Origin of the sequence: Limnohabitans sp., from assembly GCF_031539175.1 — a bacterium.
Lineage (GTDB): Bacteria > Pseudomonadota > Gammaproteobacteria > Burkholderiales > Burkholderiaceae_C > Limnohabitans.
This window is the reverse complement of the sequence record NZ_JAVKLQ010000032.1, coordinates 68,683-93,607: the sequence shown is the minus strand read 5'-3', so window position 1 is coordinate 93,607 and position 24,925 is coordinate 68,683. Positions and strand designations below refer to the sequence as shown.

The following is a 24,925-nucleotide window of genomic DNA, read 5'->3' as shown; positions in this document are numbered from 1 at the left end:
AAGCCCGTTGAACGTTCAACGGGCTTTCTTATTTGAATTGTGAAATCTATGACTTCCGCTTTGCATACCTCTGCTTTGACCTCCCTGCCCCTCTTGGCGCGCGGCAAAGTGCGCGACAACTATGCCGTGGGCGACGACCGCATCTTGATGGTTGCGTCGGACCGCATCAGCGCGTTCGACGTCATCATGGGCGAAGCCATCCCCGGCAAGGGCGAATTGCTCACCAAGATGGCTTTGTTTTGGTTCGGCAAGCTCGGCCACATTTGCCCCAACCACCTGACCGGCGAAGCGCCTGAGAGCGTGGTGAGTGCCGACGAAGTGGCGCAAGTCACGGGCCGTTCCATGTTGGTCAAGCGCCTGAAGCCCATTCCTGTGGAAGCGGTGGTGCGTGGTTATTTGGCTGGCAGCGGCTGGGCCGAGTACCAAGCCAACCAAGCGGTGTGTGGCGTCAAGCTGCCCAAAGGTTTGAAGAACGCCAGCAAGTTGCCCGAGCCCATCTTCACGCCGGCCGCCAAAGCCGCCGTGGGTGACCATGACGAGAACATCACCTACGAACAAGTGGTCGAGATGATTGGCGGCAACTTGGCCGAGAAGATCAAAACCGTCAGCATCGCCCTGTACGAAACCGCCCGTGACGTAGCTGCGGCCAAAGGCATCATCATTGCCGACACGAAGTTTGAGTTCGGCTTGGATGCCAACAACGACTTGGTGTTGATGGACGAAGTGCTCACGCCCGATTCGTCACGCTACTGGCCTGTGGAGGGCTACGAACAGAGCTTCAAAGCCGGTGTGAACCCACCCAGCTACGACAAGCAGTTTTTGCGTGACTGGTTGGAAACCGCCCAAGTGCAAGGCAAGCCTTGGAGCAAATCACCCCCCGCGCCGCATTTGCCGCAAGAGGTGATTGCCCAAACCGCCGCCAAGTACCAAGAGGCTTGGGATCGGTTGCAGGACTGATCAGTTCAGCGCCATGCTGAGCTTGCGGCGGTAGCGAGAAATCATCTCCAACACGGGGTCTTCTTGCACCGCGGCTTTGCCGGTTAACTCGATGCCGCCTGCGGATTTGCCGAAGGCGGCATCGTCCGTTTTGGGCTTGGGGGGCGTGAGCAATTCGAGGATGGCCACATAGGTTTTGCGGGCCACGTCGTGGTTCCACGTCTTGTCGCGCATGATGATTTCGAGCAACTCTTCCATCGCGTTCTCAAACAACTCGGCAGCGATGAACAAACGGGCTTTGGCCAAACGGCTGTCGAAATCGCGTTTGTTTTGGGCGATCAAGGCGTCAAATTGTTCAAAACTCCAGCCGCCGCGCTCATCCGTGGCCACAAATTGCAGGGCTTGCAGCCAGTAGTTGAGGGCGTCAAAGCGCAACTGCAGCGGAATTTCGGTGAGTTTGGGGGACAAGGCCGCTTCGGCTTCGGCCAGTTCGCCCACGGAAATCAACAATTTGACCAAGTTGTAACGGGTTTCGTCGTCACCGGGGTTCTGGCTCAAGGCTTCGCTGAGTTTGGCCAGTGCAGCTTGGGCGTCGCCCGATTGCATGAGTTGCTCGGCCTCTTGGGCGTCCGCTTGAGCGGCCACTTCACCCTCGGAGGGCAGGTGTTTGTCGAGAAACTCACGCACTTTGCCTTCGGGAATCGCGCCCATGAAGCCGTCCACAGGGCGACCGCCGATCAACAAAATGCAGGTGGGCAAGCTTTTCACGCCAAACGCGCCCGCGAGCTGCTGCTCGGTGTCTGCGTTGATTTTGACCAGCTTGAAGCGGCCTTCGTAGTCAGTTTCCAGCTTTTCCAGCACGGGGCCGAGGGATTTGCAGGGCGCGCACCAGTCGGCCCAGAAGTCCACCAACACGGGGGTGGTTTGTGAGGCGGCGATCACGTCGGCCTCGAAATTTTCCATCGTCACATCGATCATGGGGGTCCCGTCTTAAAATTCGTTTTTGCTTACACACACAGCCACATCATGACCCAGTGCCAAGTCGGCGTCGTCATGGGTTCCAACTCTGATTGGGACACCATGCAACACGCAGCCCAGATTCTCCAAGAATTTGGGGTCACTTTTGAAACGCGCGTCGTTTCCGCCCACCGCATGCCTGACGACATGTTTGCCTACGCCGAAGCGGCGCAGTCGCGTGGCCTGAGCGCCATCATTGCGGGCGCAGGCGGTGCGGCGCATTTGCCGGGCATGATTGCCGCTAAAACCATCGTGCCGGTGTTGGGCGTGCCGGTGGCGAGCAAGCATCTGCAGGGCATGGACTCGTTGCACAGCATTGTGCAAATGCCCAAAGGCATTCCTGTGGCGACTTTTGCCATTGGCAACGCAGGCGCCGCCAATGCCGCGTTGTTTGCCGTGGCGCTGCTGGCATCGAACGATCCCGTGTTGGCTGAAAAGCTGCAAGCCTTCCGCGTGGCACAAACCGAAGTGGCCCGCAACATGACCTTGCCTCCCGTATGAGCGACGCTTTGAAGCCATTGCTGCCCGGCTCAACTTTGGGCGTGTTGGGCGGCGGTCAGTTGGGCCGCATGTTTGCGCACGCTGCGCAGCGCATGGGCTACAACACCGCGGTGCTCGACCCCGATGCCCAAAGCCCCGCGGGTTTGGTGAGCCATCACCACATCCACACCGACTACTTAGACGCCGCAGGCTTGAAGCAACTCGCCGCAGTGAGCCAAGCGGTGACCACCGAGTTTGAGAACGTGCCCGCCGATGCGCTGGCCCAGTTGGCCGCTGCCGTCCCTGTGTCGCCCGCCGCGTCTGCGGTGGCTGTGGCCCAAGACCGTGCGCGTGAGAAAGCCCATTTTGTGGCGTGTGGCGTGCCTGTGGCCCCGCATGCGGTGATCGACACGGTAGCGCAACTCGCCGCCGTGAACGACAACTTGCTGCCCGGCATTTTGAAAACCTCCCGCATGGGCTATGACGGCAAAGGCCAGTTGCGCGTGACCACGCTTGAGCAGCTCAATGTCGGTTGGACACAGCTCGGTCAAGTGCCTTGCGTGTTGGAAAAAATGCTGCCGTTGGCCGCCGAATGCTCCGTCATCTTGGCCCGCGGCCGCGATGGCGCGATGGTGAATTTGCCGGTGCAGCGCAATCTGCACCGCGACGGTATCTTGGCCGTGACCGAGGTGTTTGCGGGCAATGTGTCGGCCGACTTGGCCCAGCGCGCGGTCACAGCGGCCAAAGCCGTGGCCGAAGGTTTGAACTACGTGGGCGTGCTCTGCGTGGAATTTTTTGTCTTGGCCGACGGTGAGTTGGTCGTCAACGAAATTGCCCCCCGTCCGCACAACAGCGGTCACTACAGCCAAGACGCGTGTGACGTGTCTCAGTTTGAGCTGCAAGTGCGGTGCATGGCCGACTTGCCTTTGACCCAGCCCCGACAACACAGCCCCGCCATCATGCTCAATTTGCTGGGCGATTTGTGGTTCCACAATTCTTCTGCAGCGCCGCGTTCTTTGCAGGTTGAGCCCGCTTGGCACGACGTGCTGGCGCTGCCCGGCACGCATTTGCACTTGTATGGCAAGCGCGAAGCCCGTGTGGGGCGCAAGATGGGTCACCTCAACATCACCGCCGCAACGCCCGACGCCGCGCGTCACGTGGCGTTGAAAGCTGCCGCTATTTTGGGCATTGCGCCGTTTTGATGACGGCGACGTCACACGTTTTTGCGGCCTCACCTTTTTGCATGTCCCTATGATTCTTGACGGTCAGTCCCTTCCCGCCATCACCGCTGCTGCGCAAGCGTTGCAGCGTGGCGATCTGCTGGGCCTGCCCACCGAGACAGTCTATGGCTTGGCTGCCGACGCAGGCAACGATGCCGCTGTCGCCAAAATTTTTGCGGCCAAAGGCCGACCCAGCAACCACCCGCTCATCGTGCATGTGGCCAACCCGCAAAGCGTGACTCGGTTTGCCAGCGCCGTACCGGTGTTTGCCCAAAAACTCATGGATGCGTTCTGGCCGGGGCCCTTGACCTTGATCTTGCCGCGTCGCTCGGACATGGCGGCGGTGGCCGCTGGCGGGCAAAACTCCGTGGGCCTGCGCTGCCCAGCGCACGCGATCGCGCAAGCCGTGCTGCAAAGCGCCGAAGCTTTGGGCGTGTACGGCGTGGCCGCACCCAGTGCCAATTTGTTTGGGCGCGTCAGCCCCACCACGGCGGCCCATGTGGCGAGTGAGTTTGGTCCGGATTTGTTGATCGTTGACGGCGGGGCTTGCGCGGTGGGCATTGAGTCCACCATCGTCGATTGCACCCGTGCCGCCCCTGTGTTGCTGCGCCCCGGGGTGTTGACGCCTGAGCAACTCAGCGCGGCCTGTGGCGTCCCTGTGGTCACCCCGCAGGCACCGGATGCCGACGCCCCGCGCGCATCGGGCACTTTGGCCTCGCATTACGCCCCGCATGCCCAAGTGCGGTTGATGACGGCCGTTCAGATGCAAGAGGCTTTGCGCGGTTTGGCTCCTCTACCAGCCGCGATGGATGCAGCCTGTGATGCAGCGCCGGGCATCGCCATTTGGGCACGCAGCCCCTTAGACATCACGCCCGCGCAGCGCAGTGGCGTCGCCCTGCATGCCATGCCGCAAGACCCCGCGGTCTGCGCCCACCACCTTTTCGCCCAACTCCGCAGCTTCGACGCCCAAGGCGTGGCGCAGATTTGGGTCGAAATACCGCCTTTCACCCCCGCTTGGGACGGTGTGCGCGACCGCCTCACCCGCGCCGCCACCCCGGCTCGTTAAACTAGCGCCGCAACCAACCAAGAGCACGCGATGAACCAGATTGTTAGTCAGACCTTCAAAGCCCTGTGCGCGATCACCGCCTTGGCCGTGCTTTCGGCCTGTGGTGGCGCCAGCAGCACCGTCAACCCCCTGCATCCCACGCGCATCATCGCGTTTGGTGATGGCCTGAGCGATGTGGGCACGGGCAGCGTCACCGGGTTGGGTGGGCGCTTCACCATCAATGGCAGCGATACAGTTGCCGCTGCGACCACCACGCTGGCCACGCCCACCACTGTGAGCGAGGTTCTTGCGGGTGTGTATGGTTTGTGGTCTGCCGCCTTGCCGCCCGTGGCAAGAACGATTGGCGACACAACATCCTTACCCGCCACAGGCTTGGTCAGCTATGCCAAAGGCAACGCCATGATTCGCAAAGCCGACGCTGCAACGAAGACAGGTAGCTTGGGCGGCGATGAGCCTACGCTCATGGCCCAAGTGCAAGATTATTTGGCCCGCGTGAACAACAAAGTGGCCACCGATGACTTGATCGTCATCACCGCTGGCACGCGTGATTTGTTTTCGATTGCCTACCGTTACTTTGGCCGCAATGCCACGATGTTGGCAGCCGATGGCACAACCTCCATCAACATCGACAGCACCTTGGTTACCCAGCTGGGTGGTTCCTTGGCCGATAAAACTGCCGCATTTGCTGAGTTGGACCGTGTGGTCAACGGCAGCAACGGGTTGATGGCTTCGATTGATTTGTTGGTGCAGGCTGGTGCTACCCATGTGTTGGTGGTCGAACCCATGAACTTGGCGCGCACGCCTTGGGGCTTGTCGTTAGACGGCAGCAGCGCGTCTGCCGATGGCAAGTCTAAGAACTTTTTGTGGTCCTTGTCGTATGACACGGATGAGGCTTGTTTGAAGACCAACGCCAACAACTCGTTCCATTGCAAGCTGACCGTCGCCTTGATGGACAAATACAAAACAGACGCTGACAGCCGCCGCGTCTTGCACGTCGATTTGGCGCAGCAGCTCAATCTGTGGTCGGGTACCACCGAAACAGGTAACTTGAATACCTACTTGTCTTATGGTGTGGCTCAAGCGCCCAAAACACCCGCCTGCGCCGTGGCGATTGTGGGTACGCCACCCACGACAGCGATCAGCTACGTGGCCACAGATTTCAGATACAGCACGGGCTGCACCGTCAATGCCTCTTCTGCAATTTGGACCGACACCACGTTCAACAGTTACTTGTTCGCTGACAACCTGAACCTGACGCCGCTGGGCAACACCTTGATTGCCAACTACATCTACAACACCAAGTTTTACCAAGCGGCTTGGCGTTAAGCCTCGGTGGAACTTGGGTTCGGGCTTGCGGTCGCGCCAAATCGCAAGCGCATCCACAAAATGCTGGATGCCAGCGCCAGCGTGATCACGTTGGCGATCACCACGGGCCACGCGTCGATCAGCAAGCCGTAGGCCAGCCACAGCGCGATGCCTAAGGTGAAGGCGCTGTACATCCCTAGAGAAATGCCGCGCACATCGCGTGTTTTGAACGTCAGCCACGCCTGTGGAATGAAGCTGGCGGTGGTCAACGAGGCGGCGGCGTAGCCAATCAAATCGGTCAGTTGCATGGGTTCTTTCGCAGGTGTGTTTTCAGGGGGTCAAGGTTGTTGCGCGACCCAGTCCACCATCGCGTCGAGGGCGGGGCGGGCTGCGTTGGCATTGGCGTGATGCAAAACGGCGACCAGCACCCAGCGCTTGCCGTTGGGGCCATCGACAAAGCCCGCAATGCCGGCCACGTCGCGCAGACTGCCCGTTTTGAGATGGGCTGAAAACTGGGCTTTGCTGCGTTTCAAGGTGCCGTCTAAGCCGGTGATGGGCAGTGAGCTCATGAGCTCGGGCATGCTGGCCGAGGCCCACGCGGTTTGCAGCAAACGCGCCAAGCCTTGGGCGCTGATGCGCTCCTCGCGGCTCAGGCCCGAGCCGTTGTCAAACACCGGCACATCGCCGCCCACGCGCTCACGCCACCAGCGCTGCATCACGTCGCGTGAGGCCTCAAAGCTGCCGACGCCGCGCTGTTGTTGGCTCAGGGTGAGGAAGACTTGCTGCGCCATCACGTTGTTGCTGAACTTGTTGATGTCGCGAATCACCTCGGCCAGCGTGGGGGAGTCGACGGTGAACGCGGGCTGCAGCCCGTTGGGCACCGTGCCTTCGCGCACCTGACCGCTGAGTTGGCCGCCCAGCTGTTGCCACATGCCCAACACCGCACGACCCGCGAATTGTTGGGGCGCGCTGTAGGCGATGGGCCACATCTTTTCACCACACACGGCAGGAAAGTTGCCTGCAAATCGGGGCCGCGTGGCGTCGGTCCAGTCAGCGCGCAGGCTGGTGCGGTAATCGTTGCAATCTCCGGCGGACAGGGGCACGGTGGTGGGGAATTGCACCCCTGCCATCGGCGGCTCCACGTGCACGCGAGCCACGTTGGCTGCGCGGTCGGGTACGAACTGAATCAGCAGCGATTTGAAGTTCAACAGCAGCGCATCGGGCGCAGCGTTGTAGGGGCGCAGGGGCTCGCCGTCAAAGCTGGCGGCATCGCGGGGCGGCACCTCGAAGGCGCTGCGGTCAAGCACGATGTCGCCTTGAATTTTTTGAATACCCAAGCCCTGCAAACGGCGCATCAGCAGCCACACGCGCTCCACGCCCAAGCGTGGGTCGCCGCTGCCGCGCATGTAGATGTTGCCTTGCAGCACACCGTCGCGCACGGGGCCGTCCACAAACACGGGGGTGCGCCACACGAAGGCAGGGCCGAGCAGGTCGAGTGCGGCGGTGGTGGTGGCCAGCTTCATCAGCGAGGCGGGGTTAACCGGCACTTGCGCTTGGTGGCTCAAACGCGGCGCAGCATGACCGCTGGCTTCCACCACCATCACATGAAAGGCGTCGCGGGGCACTTTGGCCCGTTGCAACGCTGCGTCCACCTCGGGGGGCAGTTGGCCGAGGTCACCCGGGGTGTGATGGGGCACGGCTTGGGTTCGTGCTGCTTGGGTTCGCGTTTCGGGGCGGGCGTGACTGAGGTGAGGGGCGACAGCCGCGAGCGACAACATGGCCACCATGGCCCATACGTTGCGTCGGTGTGGGGTGGCGGTGCGCGTTTGTTGCATCAAGGCCAGCGGTAAAACAAGACGCCAAGTCAAAGGCCGAACAAAGAGAGAGAGGGGCCTGCGCATCAAGGTCATAGGCAAATTATCACAGCGAGATAATCACGCCATGCAAAACAAGCCTTGGCTGGCCTTAGAGACCAGCACCGACACCCTCTCCCTCGCCGTCTCGCGTGGCGCACAAACGTGGGCGCACACCAGCGCAGGCGGCGCACAGGCGTCGTCGCAGACCTTGCCACAGACTTTGCGTTTGATGGGTGAAGCAGGCTTGGCCTTTGCCGATTTGCAAGCCGTGGTGTTTGGGCGCGGGCCGGGGGCATTCACCGGTTTGCGCACCGCATGCTCGGTGGCGCAGGGCTTGGCCTTTGGTGCTGACGTGCCCGTGTTGCCCATCGACACCTTGTTGGCGGTGGCCGAAGAAGCCCGCTACGCGTGCGGCGCGGCGCAAGCCTACGAGATGGCGCCCTCTGCGCCGCAGGATGTGGCCCGCCCCCTGACACCCGTCACCCGCGTGCTCGCAGTGCTAGACGCCCGCATGGACCAGGTGTACGTGGCCGCTTACGAGTGCGACCCGTCTGACCGCGACGCTGTGCCCACATGGCGTTGCGTGCAAGAAGCCGAATTGCAAAACCCAGACACACTGCATTGGCCCAGCACTTGGGCAGCCGACGAGGCAAGTGACGGCAGCTCTGGCACCCGCGTGCCTGCTTTCATCGCCGCAGGCAACGCATGGGGCGTGTACGCCGGACGATGGCCCGAGGCTTTCACCGCCTCCGCATCGCAAATGGCCGCCTTGCCCACCGCCACTGCCTTGTTGCGCTTGGCCCCGCAAGTGTGGGCACAAGGCAGAGCCGTGCCGCCCGAAGAGGCTTTGCCGCTGTACATCCGCGACAAGGTGGCCCAGACCACCGAGGAACGTTTGCTGGCGAAACAGCCGTCTGCCGCTTGATCGACAATGCCCCTATGAGCGCCGTTTTGAAACCCGAAGTTCGCCTAGAGCCGCTGACCCCCGCGCTGCTCGACGAGGTGCTGCGCGTGGAGCAAAGCGCGTACAGCCACCCTTGGACACGCGGTAACTTTGCGGACTCCTTCAAGGCGGGCTACCAAGTGCTGGCGCTGATGGGCGGCGACACCTTGCTGGGCTACTTTGTGGCGATGGAGGGGGTGGACGAGGTGCATTTGCTCAACATCACCGTGGCGCCTGAATTTCAGGGCCAAGGTTGGGCGGTGCTGATGCTGGATGCCTTGGCGGTCTGGTCCCGCGGACGTGGCGCCGAGTGGTTGTGGCTGGAAGTGCGTGCCAGCAATGCCCGCGCCATGCAGGTGTACGAGCGTTACGGTTATCGCCGTGTCGGTGAGCGCAAAAACTATTACCCCGCCAACCTTGGGCAACGCGAACACGCGGTGGTCATGTCGTTCAAACTGTGAGCCTTTTGTCATGACGTCCCTCAACCTCGATCCCCGTCAACGCGCCATGCTGGCCGAGATGCATGTGCGCGTCTGGGCCCCCGCGTGGGAGCCGGATTTGGCGCCCGAGCCGCACGCGTTGGCCTCCACGGGTTCCAACATCGATGCTGGATTGAGCGCATCGATGGCGGACGTCAGCGTTTCTGGCACCCCATCCTCTTTTGCTTCAGCCGCGGACTTGGCTGCGCAAGTGCTGCCACCCGCGAGCGTGGCCCGTGCGCCTGCGGTGGCGCCGACCCCCCGCGTCGCAACGGCAGCGCCCGTCATCATCCAGCGCCCTGAAGGGTTGGACCAGATGGACTGGCCCACCTTGCAAACCACCGTCGCGAGCTGTCAAGCGTGCACCCTGTGTGGCACCCGAAAAAACACGGTTTTTGGTGTCGGTGGTCCTGTCGCCGAAGGTCAAGCCCCCAAGGTCGATTGGCTCATCGTGGGCGAGACCCCAGGCGAAGCGGAAGATGCGCAGGGCGAGCCCTTTGTGGGCGCTGCGGGCGAGCTGCTCGACAACATGCTGCGCGCCTGCGGCCAATCGCGCACCGGTCCTTTAAAAGGCGCGGCACCCGATGCGGGTGGGGTGTTCATCACCAACGTGCTCAAGTGCAGCCCACCGGGCAACCGCAATCCCAAACGCGAAGAGGCAGCGCAATGCACGCCGTATTTGCAACAACAAGTGGCCTTGCTCAAACCCAAAGTCATCGTGGCCATGGGCCGTGTGGCCATTCAAGCCTTGCTGCAAGACACCGTGCCCGAACTGGACACCACCCCTTTGGGCAAGCTGCGCGGACAGGTGCGGCGTTACCAAGGCGTGCCGGTGGTGGTGACCTACCACCCCGCTTACGTGCTGCGCAACTTGCCAGAAAAAGCCAAGGTGTGGGCCGATTTGTGTTTGGCCATGGCGCAGATCAGCGATCAGCCTTAAGACGCGGCCTTCGCGGGCCACAGCACCGAGGCAATGGCCACCACCATCAAGGCGACGGCCGTCCAGTCTTGCCAGTGCAGCACCTCGCCCAGCCACCAAGCGCCGCTGAACACGCCCAGCACGGGAATGAACATCACGCTCAGGGTGGAGGCGACGGGCGGCAGGCCTCGCGCCAACGTCAGCCACGCCGCTTGTGCAAAAGCAAACACGCCGACCGCGTTGTAAACAATGGCCCATGCGGTGCTGGGGGCGGGCATTTGCCAGCGGTCTTGTTCGGTGGCGATGCTCAAGCCAATCATCAGTAACGTGGTGAGGGTGGTCATCCAAAACGCAATGGTCAGCGTGGGCACCTCCAAATGCGTGTGGCGCAGACGCTGTGTGCCGTACGCCCAAGTGGCCGCTGCCACCAACACCATCAGCACGCCCACGGGTTGGCCGGCAAAGTGGGTCAATTCATTCCACAGCAGCAGCAACACCCCCACCGCGGCAGCGAGTACGCCCAACCACTGCCGAGGTCGCAGTGGCGCCTTGAACCACCACACCCCGCACATGGCTGAAAAAATCGGCATGGTGTAGCCCAAGATGGCAGCGCGTCCGCTGGACAGCAGCGGAATCGCCAAGATCACCAAGATGTGCCACACAAACATGTTGAACACCGACAGCACCAGCAACTCACGCCAATGCGCCCGTGGAATGCGAAATGGCACTTTCATCACCACCAGTGCCAAGCCCAACAACGGCAAGCCCCCAATCATGGACAGGCTACGAAACGTGAGCGGTGGAAAGCTCGTCACACCCAGTTTCATGATGGGCCAGTTCAAGCCCCAGACCAGGGTCAGTGCAATCAGGGTCCACAGTTGGCGACGGGTCAGCAGCGGCAGACGTGTCTGGGCTGATGTTGGGGTGGCCTGTGAGGCAGGCGGGGGCGTGTGCTGCGCATTCATGGGGGAACATGGTAAGCCTTCTAAAATCCCCGCATGACCTTCCTTGACATGCTGAGCGCCGCCGAGCGCCAAAACGCTTCCATGCTGTGCGTGGGCCTTGACCCCGAACCCACCAAGTTCCCCGACCGCATCAAGGGCGACTCGAACAAGATTTACGACTTCTGCGCCGCCATCGTCGATGCCACCGCTGATTTGGTGAACAGCTTCAAGCCCCAAATCGCCTACTTCGCCGCACACCGTGCCGAAGGCCAGTTGGAGCGTTTGATGGAGCACATGCGACGCGTGGCGCCCCATGTGCCCATCATCTTGGATGCCAAGCGCGGCGACATCGGCAGTACCGCCGAGCAATACGCCATCGAAGCCTTTGAGCGCTACGGTGCCGATGCGGTCACCCTCTCGCCCTTCATGGGCTGGGACTCGGTGGCTCCGTATTTGAAGTACCACGGCAAAGGCGCGTTCTTGCTGTGCCGCACCTCCAACCCCGGCGGTGACGATTTGCAAAACCAACGCCTCGCTTCGGTCGAAGGCCAGCCCTTGATGTACGAGCACATTGCCAAATTGGCCCAAGGCCCTTGGAACTTGAACGGCCAATTGGGCTTGGTGGTGGGCGCGACCTACCCCAAAGAAATTGAGCGTGTGCGTGAACTCGCACCCACCGTGCCTTTGCTGATTCCAGGCGTGGGTGCACAAGGTGGCGATGCGGTGGCGACCGTCAAAGCAGGTTTGCGTGTGGCCGACGGTGTGACCACCGGCCCCATCATCGTCAACTCATCGCGTGCGATTTTGTATGCGTCCAAAGGCGACGACTTCGCAGACGCTGCGCGACGCGTGGCCTTGCAAACGCGAGAGACCTTGCAAGCAGCCAAAGGCTGAGACCTTACTGTTTTTGTTGTTTGGATGGTGTTGAGTCTGACTCACAGCAACGCCGCGTACACCAAGTCGCGAAACAGCGGCCTGTAATAGTCCCGCTGGTTCGGGGCTTGAATCATCAGCATGGCGTACAGGTCGAGCGCGGGGTCCACAAAAAACGTGGTGCCTGCGATGCCGCCCCAGTAATACAGCCCCACTGAGCCGGGCACGGGTGACACGCCCAGCTGCGTGCGCACTGCAAAACCCAGACCAAAGCCGTGGCCGGGCGGCAGCAAGGGACCATCGGACGGGATGTCACCCAAGTGGTCTGCGGTCATGAAGTCCACCGTGTGCGGGCCGAGCAGGCGCACACCGTCCAGCTCGCCACGGTTGCGCAGGCATTGCAAAAAGCGGGCGTAGTCCATGGCGGTGGACATCAAGCCCCCGCCGCCGCCTTCCATGGTGGGCACTTGCCGAGGTTCGATCACCTTCATCGGCACGCCGCCATCGGGGTCGTGTGCAAAGGGCTCGGCAATGCGATGGTGCTGCTCGGGCGGCACGGAAAAGCCTGTGTCCACCATGCCCAGCGGGCCAAAGATTTCGGTTTGGAGGAAGGTCCCCAAGCTTTGCCCGCTGACCACCTCGACCAGCCGCCCCAGGACATCGGTGGCGCGGCTGTAGGCCCACACGCTGCCGGGCTGAAACTGCAGCGGCAGTGCTGCCAGCGTTTGCGAGAACTCGGCATTGGTGCGCTCGCGTGAGCCAATCTTGACTTGGCCGTATTGCTGTTGCACCGACGAGGTGCCCAAAAACTCATACGTCAGCCCCGCTGTGTGGCGCAGCAGGTCTTGCACCGTGGCGGCTTGCTTGACCGGCTCTAGTCCGTTGGCGGTGGCCACTTGCGGGTTGGCGTATTCAGGCAACCAGTGGCTCACGGGGTCGCTGAGCAACAACAGGCCGCGCTCGACCAGCATCATCACCGCGACCGACACGACGGGTTTGGTCATCGAGTAGATGCGAAAGATGCTGTCGGGCTGCATGGTCGAACCGCTGGCGGGGTCTTGCTGACCCACGGCTTCGAAGAGGGCAATCTTTCCTTGGCGGGCAATCATGGCCACGGCCCCCGGCAAACGCCCGCTGGCCACTTCGCGGCGCAGCACGTCCATCAGGCGTTGGGTGCGCTCGGGGCAAAGGCCGACGTCGGCGGGTTGGGCATGGGGCAAGGCGGTGTGTGCGGTCTGGGTCATCGGGCGCTCCAAAATTAGAGCGTTTTGTACACCAGCCTCCGACGATGCGGTATCACCTAAAGCAACCGACAGGCCGACGCGCCAGATGACGCCTGCGCACAAGAGGTCAGGTTCGGCGTTGCCACAACGCCATGCCTCGCTGCGCTTTGCTGGCATCGCTGGGCGTGAGTGTGACGGGGCCTTGCGGGGTTTGGCGCAGCACATCGGCCAAGGCGGTCAGTGCAGATTCGGGGCCGCTGAGCAATTCGAGTTCGAGCTCTAGCAGCGGCTCGCTCAGGGGGGTGCCGGGCACGTGAATTTGGCCTTGATCGAGGGCGACTTCGATGTGGGCGCCCTCGTGCGTGACGACCCAGCGCTGGCGCTCAAAGTCGGTGCAAAACAGCGCCTGTAAATGGGGGCGAAGCGTCATCAGATCGGCGGCAAGTGCGGTGTCATCTACCAACGCATCGAACTGCAGCGTGCCCGGCGTGGTCGGGCCTTCCCACTCTTGGCGGCGTGACAGGCCGTTTTCGCTTTGGCCTGCGGTCTTCACGGTCAGCAGCCATTGCGTGCCTGCCAAGCGTTCGCGCACGGCCATGCGACGCTGTTGCAGCGCCAGATCGGGTGTGTCGAAATAGGTATTGAGCAAGCGTTGCGTGCTGCCGCCCGTTGCCAGCAGCGGATGCGTCAGCAACCGCGGCAGGTCTTGTGCGACCAAGGTGAGTTTGAGTTCGGTTTCCATGGCGTGCAGCACTGCTGCGGCTGCTGATTTTTTAAAGTGCGGCGGGCTGAAACCGCTCGCGCAGGTAGGTCACGATGGCGGTCGAGTCTTGCAGCCATTGGGTTTGGCCGTTGGCGTCGGTGATTTGCAGGCAAGGCACTTTGGTGGCGCCAGTGCTTTCTAGCAGTGCATTGCGGTGGGTGCTGTCGTGTTGTGCATCGCGCTTGTCGATGGGCAATGACAAGCGGCGCATTTCTTGGCGCACCTTGATGCAAAACGGACAAGTGCTGAATTGGTAAAGCGCCAAGCTTTGGCACTGCAGCTCAACGGCGGCTTGTGCGGCAGCGTCGCGCTGCACGCCCTTGGGTTGGGTGAGGCGCTCTTTGAGCAGCATGACGGGGCCCAGCACGAGGCGCACGGTTTTAAAGAAGACACGGATGACAGGTTTCATGGGAGGGAATGGTAAGGCCTGAAGGCGGGTGGGCTGCGCGGTCGTGGACAATGGCGGTTTTCATTCAAACGCCTAGCCATGCAGATCACCCAAGACACGGCCGTCACCATCAAATACCAAGTCACCACACCCGCAGGCAAGCCTTTGGACTCGGGGCATTTGTCGTATTTGCACGGCGGCTACGAAAACATCTTTCCCAAGGTCGAAGCCGCGCTCAATGGCCAAGCGGTGGGCTTTGCCGTCAAGCTGGATTTGAGCGCCGAAGACGCGTTTGGCGAACGCGACGAATCGTTGGTGCGCGTCATTCCTAAAGCCGAATTCCCACCGGGCGTGAAAGTGGGCGGCCAGTTGCAAGGTGCGGGCGACGACGGTCAGCCGCGCGTGTTCAACGTGGTCAAAATCAAAGGGCCCGAAGTGCATCTGGATGGCAACCACGAATTGGCGGGCCAAGCCCTGCGTTTCAGCTGCACCGTGACGGATGTGCGCGCCGCCACGGCTGAAGAAATTGCCCACCGCCATGTGCATGGCGCGCATGGGCATCAGCACGGTTAAGTGGTGATGTGGTGCTGCCCCTCGGGCAGCGCACTCAGCTGGGCAGCAAGCGCTTCAAGTATTTGCCGGTAAAGCTGGCAGGGTTGGCCGCCAGGTCTTCGGGTGTGCCCACACCCACCACCATGCCACCCCCACTGCCGCCCTCTGGCCCCATGTCAATCAGCCAATCGGCGGTTTTGATGACGTCGAGGTTGTGCTCGATGATGACGATGGTGTTGCCCGCATCGCGCAAGTGCTGCAGCACTTTCAGCAGCAGTGCAATGTCGGCAAAGTGCAGGCCCGTGGTGGGCTCGTCCAAGATGTAGAGCGTGCGGCCGGTGTCGCGTTTGCTCAGCTCCAAGGCCAGCTTCACGCGTTGTGCTTCACCACCCGACAGGGTGGTGGCGGCTTGGCCGAGCTGCAGGTAAGACAAGCCCACGTCCATCAAGGTTTGCAGCTTGCGGGCGATGTTGGGCACAGCGTTGAAAAACACCAGCGCGGCTTCGACGGTGAGCGTCAAAATTTGCGCGATGTTTTTGCCCTTGTACATGACCTCTAGCGTTTCGCGGTTGTAGCGCAAGCCCGCGCACACGTCGCAGGGCACGTACACGTCGGGCAAGAAGTGCATCTCGACTTTCACCATGCCGTCGCCTTGGCAGGCTTCGCAGCGGCCACCGCCCGAGCCTGCAGCCACGTTGAAGCTGAAGCGCCCTGGGCCGTAGCCGCGTTCGCGCGCCATCGGCACTTCGGCCAGCAGTTCGCGAATAGGCGTGAACAAGCCGGTGTAGGTGGCGGGGTTGCTGCGAGGCGTGCGGCCAATGGGCGATTGGTCGACGTTGATGACTTTGTCGAAGTAGTCGAGGCCCGTGATTTCGTCGTGTGCTGCGGGCTCGTCGTGGGCACGGTGAATGGCGTGCGCGGCAGCGGTGTACAGCGTCTCGTTGACCAGCGTTGACTTGCCAGAGCCCGACACCCCAGTGACGCAGGTGAGCAAGCCGACAGGGAAGTCAGCGGTCACGTTTTTGAGGTTGTTGCCGCGTGCGCCTTTGATGCGGATGACTTGGTGCTCGCTCGCGTCTTTGTCGAGCTTGCGGTTGTAGGCCAAGTCGTCGGCGGGCACGGGCCAAAAGCTGTTGCGCTTTGTGGGCACGTCAATGCGCAGGGTTTGTGCCAAATAGCGGCCCGTCAGCGAGTTGGGGTTGGCTTCGATTTCGGCGGGAGTGCCACTGGCCATCACTTGACCACCGTGCACGCCCGCGCCGGGGCCCATGTCCACGCAGAAGTCGGCGCAGCGAATCATGTCTTCGTCGTGCTCGACCACGATCACGCTGTTGCCAATGTTGCGCAGGTGTTTGAGGGTGTCGATGAGGCGGTCGTTGTCGCGTTGGTGCAGGCCAATGCTGGGTTCGTCCAGCACGTACATCACACCCGTCAGGCCCGAGCCAATTTGTGACGCCAAGCGAATGCGTTGTGCTTCGCCGCCCGACAGCGTGTCGGCACTGCGGTCGAGGCTGAGGTAGTTCAGGCCCACGTCGTTCAAGAACTTCAGGCGTGAGGCAATTTCGCGCACCACTTTGTCGGCAATCTCGGCCTTGGCACCTTGCAGTTGCAGGGTGTTGAAGTAGCCAAAGCATTCGCCCAGTGTGGTGTGGCTGATGTCAAAAATGCCGCGCATTTGCGCGCCGTCGCCAATGCGCACATTGCGCGCTTCGCGGCGCAGTCGTGTGCCGCCGCAGGCCACGCACGAGCGCGTGCCGCGGTAGCGCGCCAAATCTTCGCGCACCACCACCGAGTCGGTCTCGTGGTAGCGGCGCTCCATGTTGACCAAGATGCCTTCGAAGGGGTGCTTTTTGCTGAGTTTTTTGCCGCCCGATGCGCCGCTGTCCAAGCTGTAGTTGAACTTGATTTCTTCGTCGCCCGAGCCGTAAAGCAGCACTTGGCGCACGTCGGGGCTGAGGTTTTCAAACGGGGCGTCAAGGTCAAACTTGTAATGTTTGGCCAAGCTCTCCAGCAGGGTGAAGTAATGCGCGTTGCGGCGGTCCCAGCCCTTGATGGCGCCGCTGCCGAGGCTCAATGACGGAAACGCCACCACGCGTGCGGGGTCGAAAAAGTCTTGGTGGCCCAAGCCATCGCACGAGGGGCAAGCGCCCACGGGTGAGTTGAACGAGAACAAACGGGGTTCAAGCTCGCTGATGGAATACGTGCACTGCGGGCAAGAAAACTTGGCGTTGAACGCGTGCTCCACGCCCGTGTCCATCTCTAGCGCAATGGCGCGCCCTTCGGCTAAACGCAAGGCGGCTTCAAAGCTCTCGGCCAAACGCTGGCGCAGGGCGGGCGGCGGCGGTGCGGTTGGGGCGGTGGCGATGTCGCCAATGCTGGGTGCTGCCACAGGCGCGGCGGCCGCTGGCGCTTCGTGGCGCACCTTGATGCGGTCCACCACCACGTCGATGTCGTGCTTCTCGGTTTTCTTCAGCTCGGGCAGGTCATCGTATTCGTACACCTTGCCTTCGATGCGAAAGCGCACATAGCCTTGTGCTTGCAGCTGCGTGAAGATTTCGCTGTACTCGCCCTTGCGGTTGCGAGCGATGGGCGCGAGCAGCATGAGCTTGGTGTCTTCGGGCAGCGCCATGACGGCGTCCACCATTTGCGACACGCTTTGCGCTTGCAGCGCCAAGTTGTGGTCGGGGCAATAGGGCGTGCCCGCGCGGGCAAATAGCAAGCGCAGGTAGTCGTGAATTTCGGTCACCGTGCCCACGGTCGAGCGTGGGTTGTGGCTGGTGGCTTTTTGCTCAATGCTGATGGCGGGCGACAGGCCCTCAATCAGGTCGACATCGGGCTTGTCCAAGCGGCCCAAAAACTGACGGGCATACGCCGAGAGGCTTTCCACATAACGGCGTTGGCCTTCGGCATACAGCGTGTCAAACGCAAGGCTGGACTTGCCAGAACCCGACAAGCCCGTGATGACCACCAGCTGGTTACGCGGAATGTCGAGGTCGATGTTTTTCAGGTTGTGCGTGCGCGCCCCGCGAATGCTGATGTTTCGCATGGCAGAGGGGTGGTGCATGGCTTGGCCTAAGTAGGCGCCGTCATCGGTGGGTTTGTTCACGGGGCAGTCAAATTAAGGGCAACCCGCCATGATAGTGGCCCCCAGTTTGGGCGGCGCGGAATGCAGGACAATTCCCCTTGTGACGATGAACTTAACCCCCGACCCCTCCCTCGACGACAGCCCCTCCATGACGCCCACCGAGCGGCGTGCCAGCGGCACCTTGGCGTCTATCTTTGCTTTGCGCATGCTGGGCCTGTTTTTGGTCTTGCCTGTGTTTGCCCTAGAGGCCCGCAAGTACCCCGGCGGTGACGACCCCGCCCTCATTGGCTTGGCGATGGGCATTTACGGCCTCACGCAGGGCGTGCTGCAAATTCCGTTCGGCATGGCCTCGGACCGGTTTGGGCGCAAACGCGTGATCGTGTTGGGTCTGTTGGTGTTCGCTTTAGGCAGCGCCATGGCGGGTATGGCTGACACCTTGAACCAACTGCTGATGGGCCGTGCCCTGCAAGGCGCCGGCGCCGTTTCTGCCGCCGTGACCGCGTTGCTGGCTGATTTGACCCGCGACAACGTGCGCACCAAAGCCATGGCGTTGGTGGGTGCGAGCATTGGTTTGATGTTTGCGCTGTCGTTGGTGTTGTCGCCGTTGTTGGCGACATGGATCGGTTTGTCGGGCTTGTTCACGCTGACGGCCGTGCTGGCCGTGATCGGCTGTGCGGTGGTGATTTGGGCGGTTCCCGCTGAGCCGGTGGTGCACAAAGATGCGGCCCGGGGCGGTTTACGCCAAGTTTTGGCAAATCCGGCGTTGTTGCGCTTGAACGTGGGCGTGTTTGTGTTGCACGCAGTGCAACTGGCGATGTGGGTGGCGATTCCTGCCTTTTTGGTGCAGGCTGGACTGCCCAAGAATGACCATTGGGAAATTTACCTTCCCGCCGTGCTGGCGTCGTTTGTGGTCATGGGCGGTGTGTTTCCGATGGAGCGCCGTGGCTATTTGCGTGGCGTGTTTTTGAGTGCCATTGGCTTGATTGCGCTGGTGCAAGTGGCGCTGCTGTGGGTGTCGTCGGGTGCGCCGTCGATCACGTCACTGGCTGTGTTGCTGTTTGTGTTTTTCTGTGGCTTCAACGTGCTGGAGGCCACGCAGCCCAGCTTGGTGTCGCGCATTGCGCCAGCGGCGTCGCGCGGCGCGGCGATGGGGGTGTACAACACCTTGCAATCGCTGGGGTTTTTTGCCGGTGGGTTGATGGGCGGTCAGCTCGTCAAGAGCTACGGCACACAAGGTTTGTTTTTGAGCTGTGCGGCGCTGATGGTGTTGTGGTTGGTGGTAGCGTGGCCGATGGTCGCCCCTGCCCGTCCTGTGACCACTCCCAAGACCGCATAATTAGCCCTTATCTGGAGGAATTGACCCATGGCATCCGTTAATAAAGTAATTCTCGTCGGCAACTGTGGCCGCGACCCTGAAGTGCGCTACCTGCCCAGCGGCCAAGCCGTGGCCAACGTGAGCGTGGCGACATCGAGCCGTCGCAAAGACAAAAACAGCGGCGAGATGATCGAAGACACCCAGTGGCACCGCGTCACGTTTTATGACCGTTTGGCCGAGATCGCTGGCGAATACGTCAAAAAGGGCCGTCCTATCTATGTCGAAGGTCGTTTGAAATACGGCGTCTACACCGACAAAACCACAGGCGTGGAAAAAAACACCGTGGACATCATCGCCACCGAACTGCAACTCTTGGGCGGCCGTGAAGGCATGGGCGGCCCCAGCGGTGGTGGCGAAGAAGGTGGCGGTGGTTACAGCCGCCCTGCAGCGCCTGCTCGCCAAGCCGCACCCGCGCCCCAACGTCAAGCCCCTGCGCCCGCACCTGCACGCGGCGGCTTTGACGACATGGATGATGACATTCCTTTTTGAGGTTGGATGATTCGATGGGCGTTCAACTCAATGAACACCGAATGCAAAGCCGGTTGATCTCAAGTCAACCGGCTTTTACGTTATTGGCTTATCCATGATTTGAATGAAAAACCACTACAAAACATTAGGACTGCTGCACGATGTAGAAGAGGTCGTGATCAAAGCCGCTTACAAAGCCTTGGCGCAAAAGTACCACCCTGATCGACACCTTTCGAACAAAGTCGAAAACACGGCGAAGATGGCGGTGTTGAATGAGGCGTATGCGGTCATCGGCAATCCGACCTTGCGCAAAATCTATGACGATTTACGCGCCTCATTGACAGCGAAAAAGGCGTCAATTGAAGCTAAGCCTTCAACCGTGACGTCCAAAGAGAGTCAGGCCTTGATTACCCAACTGGACAAAAACTCGTTGGACGAAATTCAGGTCATTGATTTGTTCGAAAAAGCATTCGATTGCCGAATCAGAATTCACCACGGCTGGATCAACACGTATTCGTTGATTCGTGAAGGGGTCACGCAACCGATTGACTTTGAAACCATCAAATCTGATTTGGTGGCCCATCTCAGCAAAGACTAGGTGAACGCCATGCAGTATCCATTTGAGCATCTTCGATCTGACGCCCATCAGGCGAAATTATTTCAAGAAAAGTTGCCTCAAGTGAATGCTGCCATGCCAGAGTTTTTTCGAACGATGGCGATTGCGCAGCGCAGCATTACCCAAAAAAACATGTTTGGCCACCCGCAAGGTGTGCGCCAAGATTTGGGGTTTGAGACGGCATTGCGCTTGGTGCTGATTGCATGCATCAACGACCGTTTGTTCACCGTCAAAGAAGATACAAAGACAGTCGTCAACGTCCTGCGCTTGTTGGCCCTCAGGTGGTATTCGTTTGGCAATCCATTGGACGGGTGTCTTTATTTTGGGCACTACTTTTACGCCTACCAAAACCACTCGCAATATGCTGTGAAGTTGTTGATGGAGCAGTCACGCCTTGTGGTACCGCAGGCTGAGAAGGTGGTGCTCAATCGGGCGGGATTGGCGTTGATCGAGATATTGCCCGAGTCCCGTTGGTACAAGTCGGTGGATGGCTTGGGTGACAAGTTGTCCAACATCTTCATCGAGACGGCTGATTTGGCTAACGTCGACGCGCAGATTTCAGGCGTTCAAATTCATTTCAAAAAATCGAATTGCTACGACTTGAGGGCGCCGCTTTTTGTGCTTGCAGATGCGATTGAAATACCTCAAGTGTTGAACGACAAAGTGGTGGTGCGCTGTCCGCATTGCCAGCAAAAATGTCGAGGCAATTACTTCCGTCACATCGAGATCACGTGCCCCAAATGCCAAGGTCACTGGTCACAACGAATGTGATTTCAAAGCTGGCGTAACGGCAAAGTTGCGCGAAACGTTGACGCAAATAATTAAATATTCAGGTCAACATCTGTCATTCAGCCTCCGTTGTAGGTGCACTCCAACTTGGAGTTGTTCAACAACCTAAAGGAAACTTTTATGAACAAGCTGATTGCCACTTTGATCGTTGGTGCATTTTCTGCCGCAGCTTTTGCTGTGCCACCTGCGGCTCCTGCGACACCAGCCACGCCCGCAACGCCCGCCTCCGCTGCTGCTGCCAAAGCAGATGCTGTACCCGCCGTGAAAGCGGAAAAAGCCGAAGGCAAACACCTCGGTAAGGCCAAGCACGAGGCCAAGAAGGCTGAAGCTGCGCCTAAAGCTGACGCCGTGAAGTAAGCGTATGGCAGCCTCGTGACCGCTCAGGCGGGTGTTGTGCTCAGCGCTGCAGCGCTGGCAATCACCCCGCCACCCAAACAAATGTCACCGTCATACAGCACCGCCGATTGGCCAGGTGTGACGGCCCACTGAGGATCATCAAAGGCGAGCACCAGCTCGCCTTTTTCGTTGTAACTCAGTGCGCAAGGTGCGTCTGTTTGGCGGTAGCGGGTTTTGGCCGCGTAGCGTCCAGGTGCTGGCTGGTGCGGGGCACACCAACTCAGGTCATCCGCATGCAGCGAGCCGTAAAGCAACCACGGATGGTCATGGCCTTGCACCACGTACAAGGTGTTGGTGGCCAAGTCTTTGCGCGCCACAAACCACGGCTGGTGTTCGCCAGCGCCGCGCAATCCGCGGGCGCGGAGTGCTTCCATGTCTGCGCCTTTTGCCTTGAGCCCCCCAATGCCCAAGCCTTGACGTTGACCTAAGGTGTAAAAACTCAATCCCACGTGGTTGCCAATCTTGCGGCCGCGCTCGTCTTTGATGGGGCCTGGTGCGTTGGCGATGTAGCGGTTCAAGAAGTCACGGAAAGGGCGCTCACCAATGAAGCAAATGCCGGTCGAGTCTTTTTTCTTGGCGTTGGGCAAACCGATTTCGTCGGCGATGCGGCGCACTTCAGTTTTGTGCAACTCACCAACGGGAAACATGGTTTTAGACAACTGCGCTTGGTTCAAGCGATGCAAAAAGTAGCTTTGGTCTTTGCTGGGGTCTAAGCCTTTGAGCAGCTGAAATTCGCCGTTGACTTCGCGAACACGCGCGTAGTGGCCTGTGGCAATTTTTTCAGCGCCCAAGCGCATGGCATGGTCAAGAAACGCTTTGAACTTGATTTCGGCGTTGCACAAAATGTCGGGGTTGGGCGTGCGCCCGCTTTGGTACTCGCGCAAGAACTCGGCGAACACACGGTCTTTGTACTCAGCGGCAAAGTTGACGTGTTCAATCTCAATGCCAATCACGTCAGCTACCGCAGCGGCGTCAACAAAATCGATGTTGGAGGAGCAAAACTCGGAGTCATCGTCATCCTCCCAGTTTTTCATGAAGATGCCGATGACCTCATAGCCCTGTTGTTTGAGCAGGTAGGCCGTGACCGCAGAGTCCACGCCGCCGCTGAGTCCCACCACCACACGTTTGTTGTTTGCCATAGGGGCAATTATCCCTTTGCGGGGCGTGCTACGCTGGGGTCGGTGTAGACCATGCTCAGCGGGAACCGTTGGCCATTTTGATGATCTTCGATGCAACGCAGCACCAAGGCGCTGCGCAACCGATGCGCATTGGCGCGCACCTCGTCTGCCGTCATCCACAAAGTGCGCACGATGCCGTGGTCCAGCTTGGCGCCTGCCACCGAGTCGCCCAAGGTGCCGCAATAGGCAAAGCGCAGGTAGGTCACGTCTTCCGCTGCGCGCCCTTCGCGAGCAGGGCGCTCAAGGCGTGACATGTAGATGCCGACCAGCTCAGTGGGGGCAAAGGTGTGTGTGGTTTCTTCAAAGGCTTCGCGCGCGCAACCCGCTTCTGGAGACTCGCCTGGATCGAGGTGACCCGCAGGGTTATTCAGACGCAGGCCTTCGGGCGTGTGTTCTTCAATGAGCAGATAGCGTCCGTCGCGTTCAATGATGGCGGCAACGGTGACGCTGGGTTTCCAACGTTTGTTCATTTCAGCATTATCTTTCGGGTAAGTCCGTCTCAAGATCCTAGTGATTCTGGTGTAACCTTTCTTCGTTCTGACAACGACGAACTTATCTATTAGGAGCTCCCCATGCAGATTGGCGTTCCTGCCGAAATATCGGCCGGTGAAACCCGTGTGGCCATCACGCCAGAGACGGCTAAAAAATTGATCGCGCAAGGCCACACGGTGCGTGTGCAGTCGGGCGCAGGTGTTGCCGCCAGCATCACGGACGCGGCATACGCCGCCGTGGGTGTGTCCATCGTGGATGCCGCGCAGGCATGGGCCTCTGATTTGGTGCTCAAGGTGCGTGTGCCAGAGGCGGCAGAGGCCGCTAGCGTTCAATCCGGCAGCGCTGTGGTGGGCATGTTGGAGCCTTTCAATGCCGAGGGGTTGCAGCGTTTGGCGTCTGCAGGTGCCGTTGGGTTCGCGCTGGAAGCCGCGCCTAGGACGACGCGTGCGCAGAGCATGGACGTGCTCTCGAGCCAAGCCAACATCGCGGGCTACAAAGCCGTCATGCTGGCCGCAGACAAATACCAACGCTTTTTCCCCATGTTGATGACCGCAGCGGGCACCGTCAAAGCCGCACGCGTGGTGATTCTGGGCGTGGGCGTGGCGGGCTTACAGGCCATCGCAACGGCCAAGCGTTTGGGCGCGGTGATTGAAGCCACCGACGTGCGCCCCAGCGTGAAAGAGCAAGTGGAGTCTTTGGGCGCCAAGTTCATTGATGTGCCGTTTGAAACGGCGGAAGAAAAAGAAGCGGCGGAAGGGGTGGGCGGTTATGCCCGTCCCATGCCGCAAAGCTGGCTGGACCGCCAAAAGGTGGAAGTGGCCAAGCGCGTGGCACAGGCCGATGTGGTGATCACCACCGCCTTGATCCCCGGCCGTGCCGCCCCCGTGTTGGTGACGGCAGAAATGGTGCAAGCCATGAAGCCAGGCTCGGTCATCATTGACATTGCGGCTGGCAAAGGTGCCGATGGCGTGGGCGGTAACTGCCCGCTGACAGAGGCCGGCAAAACCGTGATCAAGCACGGCGTGACTTTGGTGGGTGAAACCAACTTACCGGCCTTGGTTGCCGCCGACGCGAGCGCACTCTATGCCCGCAACGTGCTCGATTTTTTAAAGCTCGTCATCAACAAAGAAGGCGCGTTGCACATCGATCTGGAAGACGACATCGTGGCGGCCTGCTTGGTCACCCGTGATGGCGCCGTGGTTAAAAAGTGATCGCAAGGACCTAAGAATATGGATGCCGTCTCCCCCACCCTCATCAACCTCATCATTTTTGTGTTGGCCATTTACGTGGGCTACCACGTCGTGTGGACCGTCACGCCTGCGTTGCACACGCCTTTGATGGCCGTCACCAATGCGATTTCAGCCATCGTCATCGTGGGTGCCATGTTGGCCGCCGCCATGACCGAGACCACGCTGGGTAAGACCATGGGCGTGCTGGCGGTGATGCTGGCTGCCGTCAACGTGTTTGGTGGCTTCATGGTCACGCGTCGCATGTTGGAAATGTTCAAGAAAAAAGACAAGCCTGCTAAAGCGGCGACAGGAGACAAAGCATGAACATGGACT

The 24,925-nt window shown here is 60.4% G+C and carries 27 protein-coding genes; 17 read left to right on the top strand and 10 right to left on the bottom strand.

Annotated elements, in window-relative coordinates; genetic code table 11:
• Positions 1 to 48: 48 nt before the first annotated feature.
• Complete coding sequence (locus RMS95_RS05835) at positions 49 to 957, top strand: phosphoribosylaminoimidazolesuccinocarboxamide synthase (protein WP_310644407.1); 909 nt, start codon at positions 49 to 51, stop codon at positions 955 to 957.
• On the opposite strand, the gene RMS95_RS05830 is transcribed toward RMS95_RS05835, so the two are convergent.
• The gene (locus RMS95_RS05830; RefSeq protein ID WP_310644405.1) at positions 958 to 1,914 is read right to left on the bottom strand and encodes a tetratricopeptide repeat protein; all 957 of its coding nucleotides are present in this window, start codon (positions 1,912 to 1,914) and stop codon (positions 958 to 960) included.
• 48 nt (positions 1,915 to 1,962) lie between these two features.
• Here RMS95_RS05830 and purE point away from each other — a divergent pair, with 48 nt between their 5' ends.
• Genes purE through RMS95_RS05810 form a run of 4 tightly spaced genes read left to right on the top strand, consistent with a single transcriptional unit; the run spans position 1,963 to position 6,045 of the window.
• Positions 1,963 to 2,454, top strand: a complete 492-nt coding sequence (gene purE, locus RMS95_RS05825; RefSeq protein WP_310644403.1) for a 5-(carboxyamino)imidazole ribonucleotide mutase — start codon at positions 1,963 to 1,965, stop codon at positions 2,452 to 2,454.
• On the top strand, positions 2,451 to 3,635 hold the full coding sequence (locus RMS95_RS05820; RefSeq protein WP_310644401.1) for a 5-(carboxyamino)imidazole ribonucleotide synthase: 1,185 nt from the start codon (positions 2,451 to 2,453) through the stop codon (positions 3,633 to 3,635). Before purE ends, RMS95_RS05820 begins: the two co-directional genes overlap by 4 nt.
• A 49-nt stretch (positions 3,636 to 3,684) precedes the next feature.
• A complete protein-coding gene (locus tag RMS95_RS05815; protein WP_310644399.1) occupies positions 3,685 to 4,719 on the top strand; it encodes an L-threonylcarbamoyladenylate synthase in 1,035 nt (344 codons plus the stop codon).
• A gap of 30 nt (positions 4,720 to 4,749) precedes the next feature.
• Entirely contained in the window at positions 4,750 to 6,045 is a 1,296-nt protein-coding gene (locus RMS95_RS05810) for a hypothetical protein (RefSeq protein ID WP_310644397.1), read from the top strand.
• On the opposite strand, the gene RMS95_RS05805 is transcribed toward RMS95_RS05810, so the two are convergent.
• Both RMS95_RS05805 and dacB read right to left on the bottom strand, forming a co-directional pair.
• Entirely contained in the window at positions 6,042 to 6,332 is a 291-nt protein-coding gene (locus tag RMS95_RS05805; protein WP_310644395.1) for a SemiSWEET transporter, read from the bottom strand. The genes RMS95_RS05810 and RMS95_RS05805 overlap by 4 nt on opposite strands.
• A 30-nt stretch (positions 6,333 to 6,362) precedes the next feature.
• Positions 6,363 to 7,859, bottom strand: a complete 1,497-nt coding sequence (gene dacB / locus RMS95_RS05800) for a D-alanyl-D-alanine carboxypeptidase/D-alanyl-D-alanine-endopeptidase (protein WP_310644393.1) — start codon at positions 7,857 to 7,859, stop codon at positions 6,363 to 6,365.
• Positions 7,860 to 7,965: 106 nt separating this feature from the next.
• On the opposite strand from dacB, the gene tsaB reads away from it, so the two are divergent.
• Genes tsaB through RMS95_RS05785 form a run of 3 tightly spaced genes read left to right on the top strand, consistent with a single transcriptional unit; the run spans position 7,966 to position 10,242 of the window.
• Positions 7,966 to 8,805 carry a tRNA (adenosine(37)-N6)-threonylcarbamoyltransferase complex dimerization subunit type 1 TsaB gene (gene tsaB, locus RMS95_RS05795; RefSeq protein WP_310644391.1) on the top strand — a complete coding sequence of 280 codons (840 nt, stop codon included), beginning with the start codon at positions 7,966 to 7,968 and terminating at the stop codon, positions 8,803 to 8,805.
• Positions 8,806 to 8,819: 14 nt separating this feature from the next.
• Positions 8,820 to 9,284 (top strand): ribosomal protein S18-alanine N-acetyltransferase, encoded by a 465-nt coding sequence (gene rimI, locus RMS95_RS05790; RefSeq protein WP_310644389.1) that lies wholly within the window; start codon positions 8,820 to 8,822, stop codon positions 9,282 to 9,284.
• A gap of 10 nt (positions 9,285 to 9,294) precedes the next feature.
• Entirely contained in the window at positions 9,295 to 10,242 is a 948-nt protein-coding gene (locus RMS95_RS05785; protein ID WP_310644387.1) for a uracil-DNA glycosylase, read from the top strand.
• Here the strand turns inward: RMS95_RS05785 and RMS95_RS05780 are convergent.
• The gene (locus RMS95_RS05780; RefSeq protein WP_310644675.1) at positions 10,239 to 11,123 is read right to left on the bottom strand and encodes an EamA family transporter; all 885 of its coding nucleotides are present in this window, start codon (positions 11,121 to 11,123) and stop codon (positions 10,239 to 10,241) included. The two genes, RMS95_RS05785 and RMS95_RS05780, sit on opposite strands and share 4 nt — an antisense overlap.
• Before the next feature lie 96 nt (positions 11,124 to 11,219).
• Between RMS95_RS05780 and pyrF the strand changes: the two genes are divergently transcribed.
• Positions 11,220 to 12,059, top strand: coding sequence for an orotidine-5'-phosphate decarboxylase (gene pyrF, locus RMS95_RS05775; RefSeq protein ID WP_310644385.1), 840 nt, complete (start codon positions 11,220 to 11,222; stop codon positions 12,057 to 12,059).
• Between the two features lie 41 nt (positions 12,060 to 12,100).
• Here pyrF and RMS95_RS05770 read toward each other — a convergent pair whose 3' ends face one another.
• From RMS95_RS05770 to RMS95_RS05760, 3 genes are all read right to left on the bottom strand, one after another.
• A complete protein-coding gene (locus RMS95_RS05770) occupies positions 12,101 to 13,282 on the bottom strand; it encodes a serine hydrolase domain-containing protein (RefSeq protein WP_310644383.1) in 1,182 nt (393 codons plus the stop codon).
• 106 nt (positions 13,283 to 13,388) lie between these two features.
• Positions 13,389 to 14,003 carry a CYTH domain-containing protein gene (locus tag RMS95_RS05765; RefSeq protein WP_310644381.1) on the bottom strand — a complete coding sequence of 205 codons (615 nt, stop codon included), beginning with the start codon at positions 14,001 to 14,003 and terminating at the stop codon, positions 13,389 to 13,391.
• Positions 14,004 to 14,034: 31 nt separating this feature from the next.
• Positions 14,035 to 14,433 carry a glutaredoxin gene (locus tag RMS95_RS05760; protein ID WP_310644379.1) on the bottom strand — a complete coding sequence of 133 codons (399 nt, stop codon included), beginning with the start codon at positions 14,431 to 14,433 and terminating at the stop codon, positions 14,035 to 14,037.
• 78 nt (positions 14,434 to 14,511) lie between these two features.
• Here RMS95_RS05760 and RMS95_RS05755 point away from each other — a divergent pair, with 78 nt between their 5' ends.
• Complete coding sequence (locus RMS95_RS05755) at positions 14,512 to 14,985, top strand: peptidylprolyl isomerase (protein ID WP_310644377.1); 474 nt, start codon at positions 14,512 to 14,514, stop codon at positions 14,983 to 14,985.
• A 34-nt stretch (positions 14,986 to 15,019) separates the two neighbouring features.
• Here the strand turns inward: RMS95_RS05755 and uvrA are convergent, their stop codons facing one another.
• Positions 15,020 to 18,028, bottom strand: a complete 3,009-nt coding sequence (gene uvrA / locus RMS95_RS05750; RefSeq protein WP_310644674.1) for an excinuclease ABC subunit UvrA — start codon at positions 18,026 to 18,028, stop codon at positions 15,020 to 15,022.
• A gap of 169 nt (positions 18,029 to 18,197) precedes the next feature.
• Between uvrA and RMS95_RS05745 the strand changes: the two genes are divergently transcribed.
• The 5 genes from RMS95_RS05745 to RMS95_RS05725 all read left to right on the top strand — a co-directional run bounded on the left by RMS95_RS05745 (position 18,198) and on the right by RMS95_RS05725 (position 21,654).
• Positions 18,198 to 19,385: an MFS transporter gene (locus tag RMS95_RS05745; RefSeq protein WP_310644672.1), complete on the top strand. Its 1,188-nt coding sequence runs from the start codon at positions 18,198 to 18,200 to the stop codon at positions 19,383 to 19,385.
• A 27-nt stretch (positions 19,386 to 19,412) separates the two neighbouring features.
• The gene (gene ssb / locus RMS95_RS05740) at positions 19,413 to 19,913 is read left to right on the top strand and encodes a single-stranded DNA-binding protein (protein ID WP_310644375.1); all 501 of its coding nucleotides are present in this window, start codon (positions 19,413 to 19,415) and stop codon (positions 19,911 to 19,913) included.
• A 103-nt stretch (positions 19,914 to 20,016) separates the two neighbouring features.
• Positions 20,017 to 20,490 carry a J domain-containing protein gene (locus tag RMS95_RS05735; protein WP_310644373.1) on the top strand — a complete coding sequence of 158 codons (474 nt, stop codon included), beginning with the start codon at positions 20,017 to 20,019 and terminating at the stop codon, positions 20,488 to 20,490.
• Between the two features lie 93 nt (positions 20,491 to 20,583).
• On the top strand, positions 20,584 to 21,279 hold the full coding sequence (locus RMS95_RS05730; protein ID WP_310644371.1) for a hypothetical protein: 696 nt from the start codon (positions 20,584 to 20,586) through the stop codon (positions 21,277 to 21,279).
• Between the two features lie 138 nt (positions 21,280 to 21,417).
• On the top strand, positions 21,418 to 21,654 hold the full coding sequence (locus RMS95_RS05725) for a hypothetical protein (protein ID WP_310644369.1): 237 nt from the start codon (positions 21,418 to 21,420) through the stop codon (positions 21,652 to 21,654).
• Positions 21,655 to 21,677: 23 nt separating this feature from the next.
• Here the strand turns inward: RMS95_RS05725 and mnmA are convergent, their stop codons facing one another.
• Both mnmA and RMS95_RS05715 read right to left on the bottom strand, forming a co-directional pair.
• Complete coding sequence (gene mnmA, locus RMS95_RS05720; protein WP_310644367.1) at positions 21,678 to 22,832, bottom strand: tRNA 2-thiouridine(34) synthase MnmA; 1,155 nt, start codon at positions 22,830 to 22,832, stop codon at positions 21,678 to 21,680.
• An 8-nt stretch (positions 22,833 to 22,840) separates the two neighbouring features.
• Entirely contained in the window at positions 22,841 to 23,341 is a 501-nt protein-coding gene (locus tag RMS95_RS05715; protein WP_310644364.1) for an NUDIX hydrolase, read from the bottom strand.
• 102 nt (positions 23,342 to 23,443) lie between these two features.
• On the opposite strand from RMS95_RS05715, the gene RMS95_RS05710 reads away from it, so the two are divergent.
• Together RMS95_RS05710 and RMS95_RS05705 are read left to right on the top strand one after the other, a co-directional pair.
• Entirely contained in the window at positions 23,444 to 24,574 is a 1,131-nt protein-coding gene (locus RMS95_RS05710; RefSeq protein WP_310644362.1) for a Re/Si-specific NAD(P)(+) transhydrogenase subunit alpha, read from the top strand.
• A gap of 18 nt (positions 24,575 to 24,592) precedes the next feature.
• A complete protein-coding gene (locus RMS95_RS05705) occupies positions 24,593 to 24,916 on the top strand; it encodes an NAD(P) transhydrogenase subunit alpha (RefSeq protein ID WP_310644360.1) in 324 nt (107 codons plus the stop codon).
• The last annotated feature ends 9 nt before the right edge of the window (positions 24,917 to 24,925 follow it).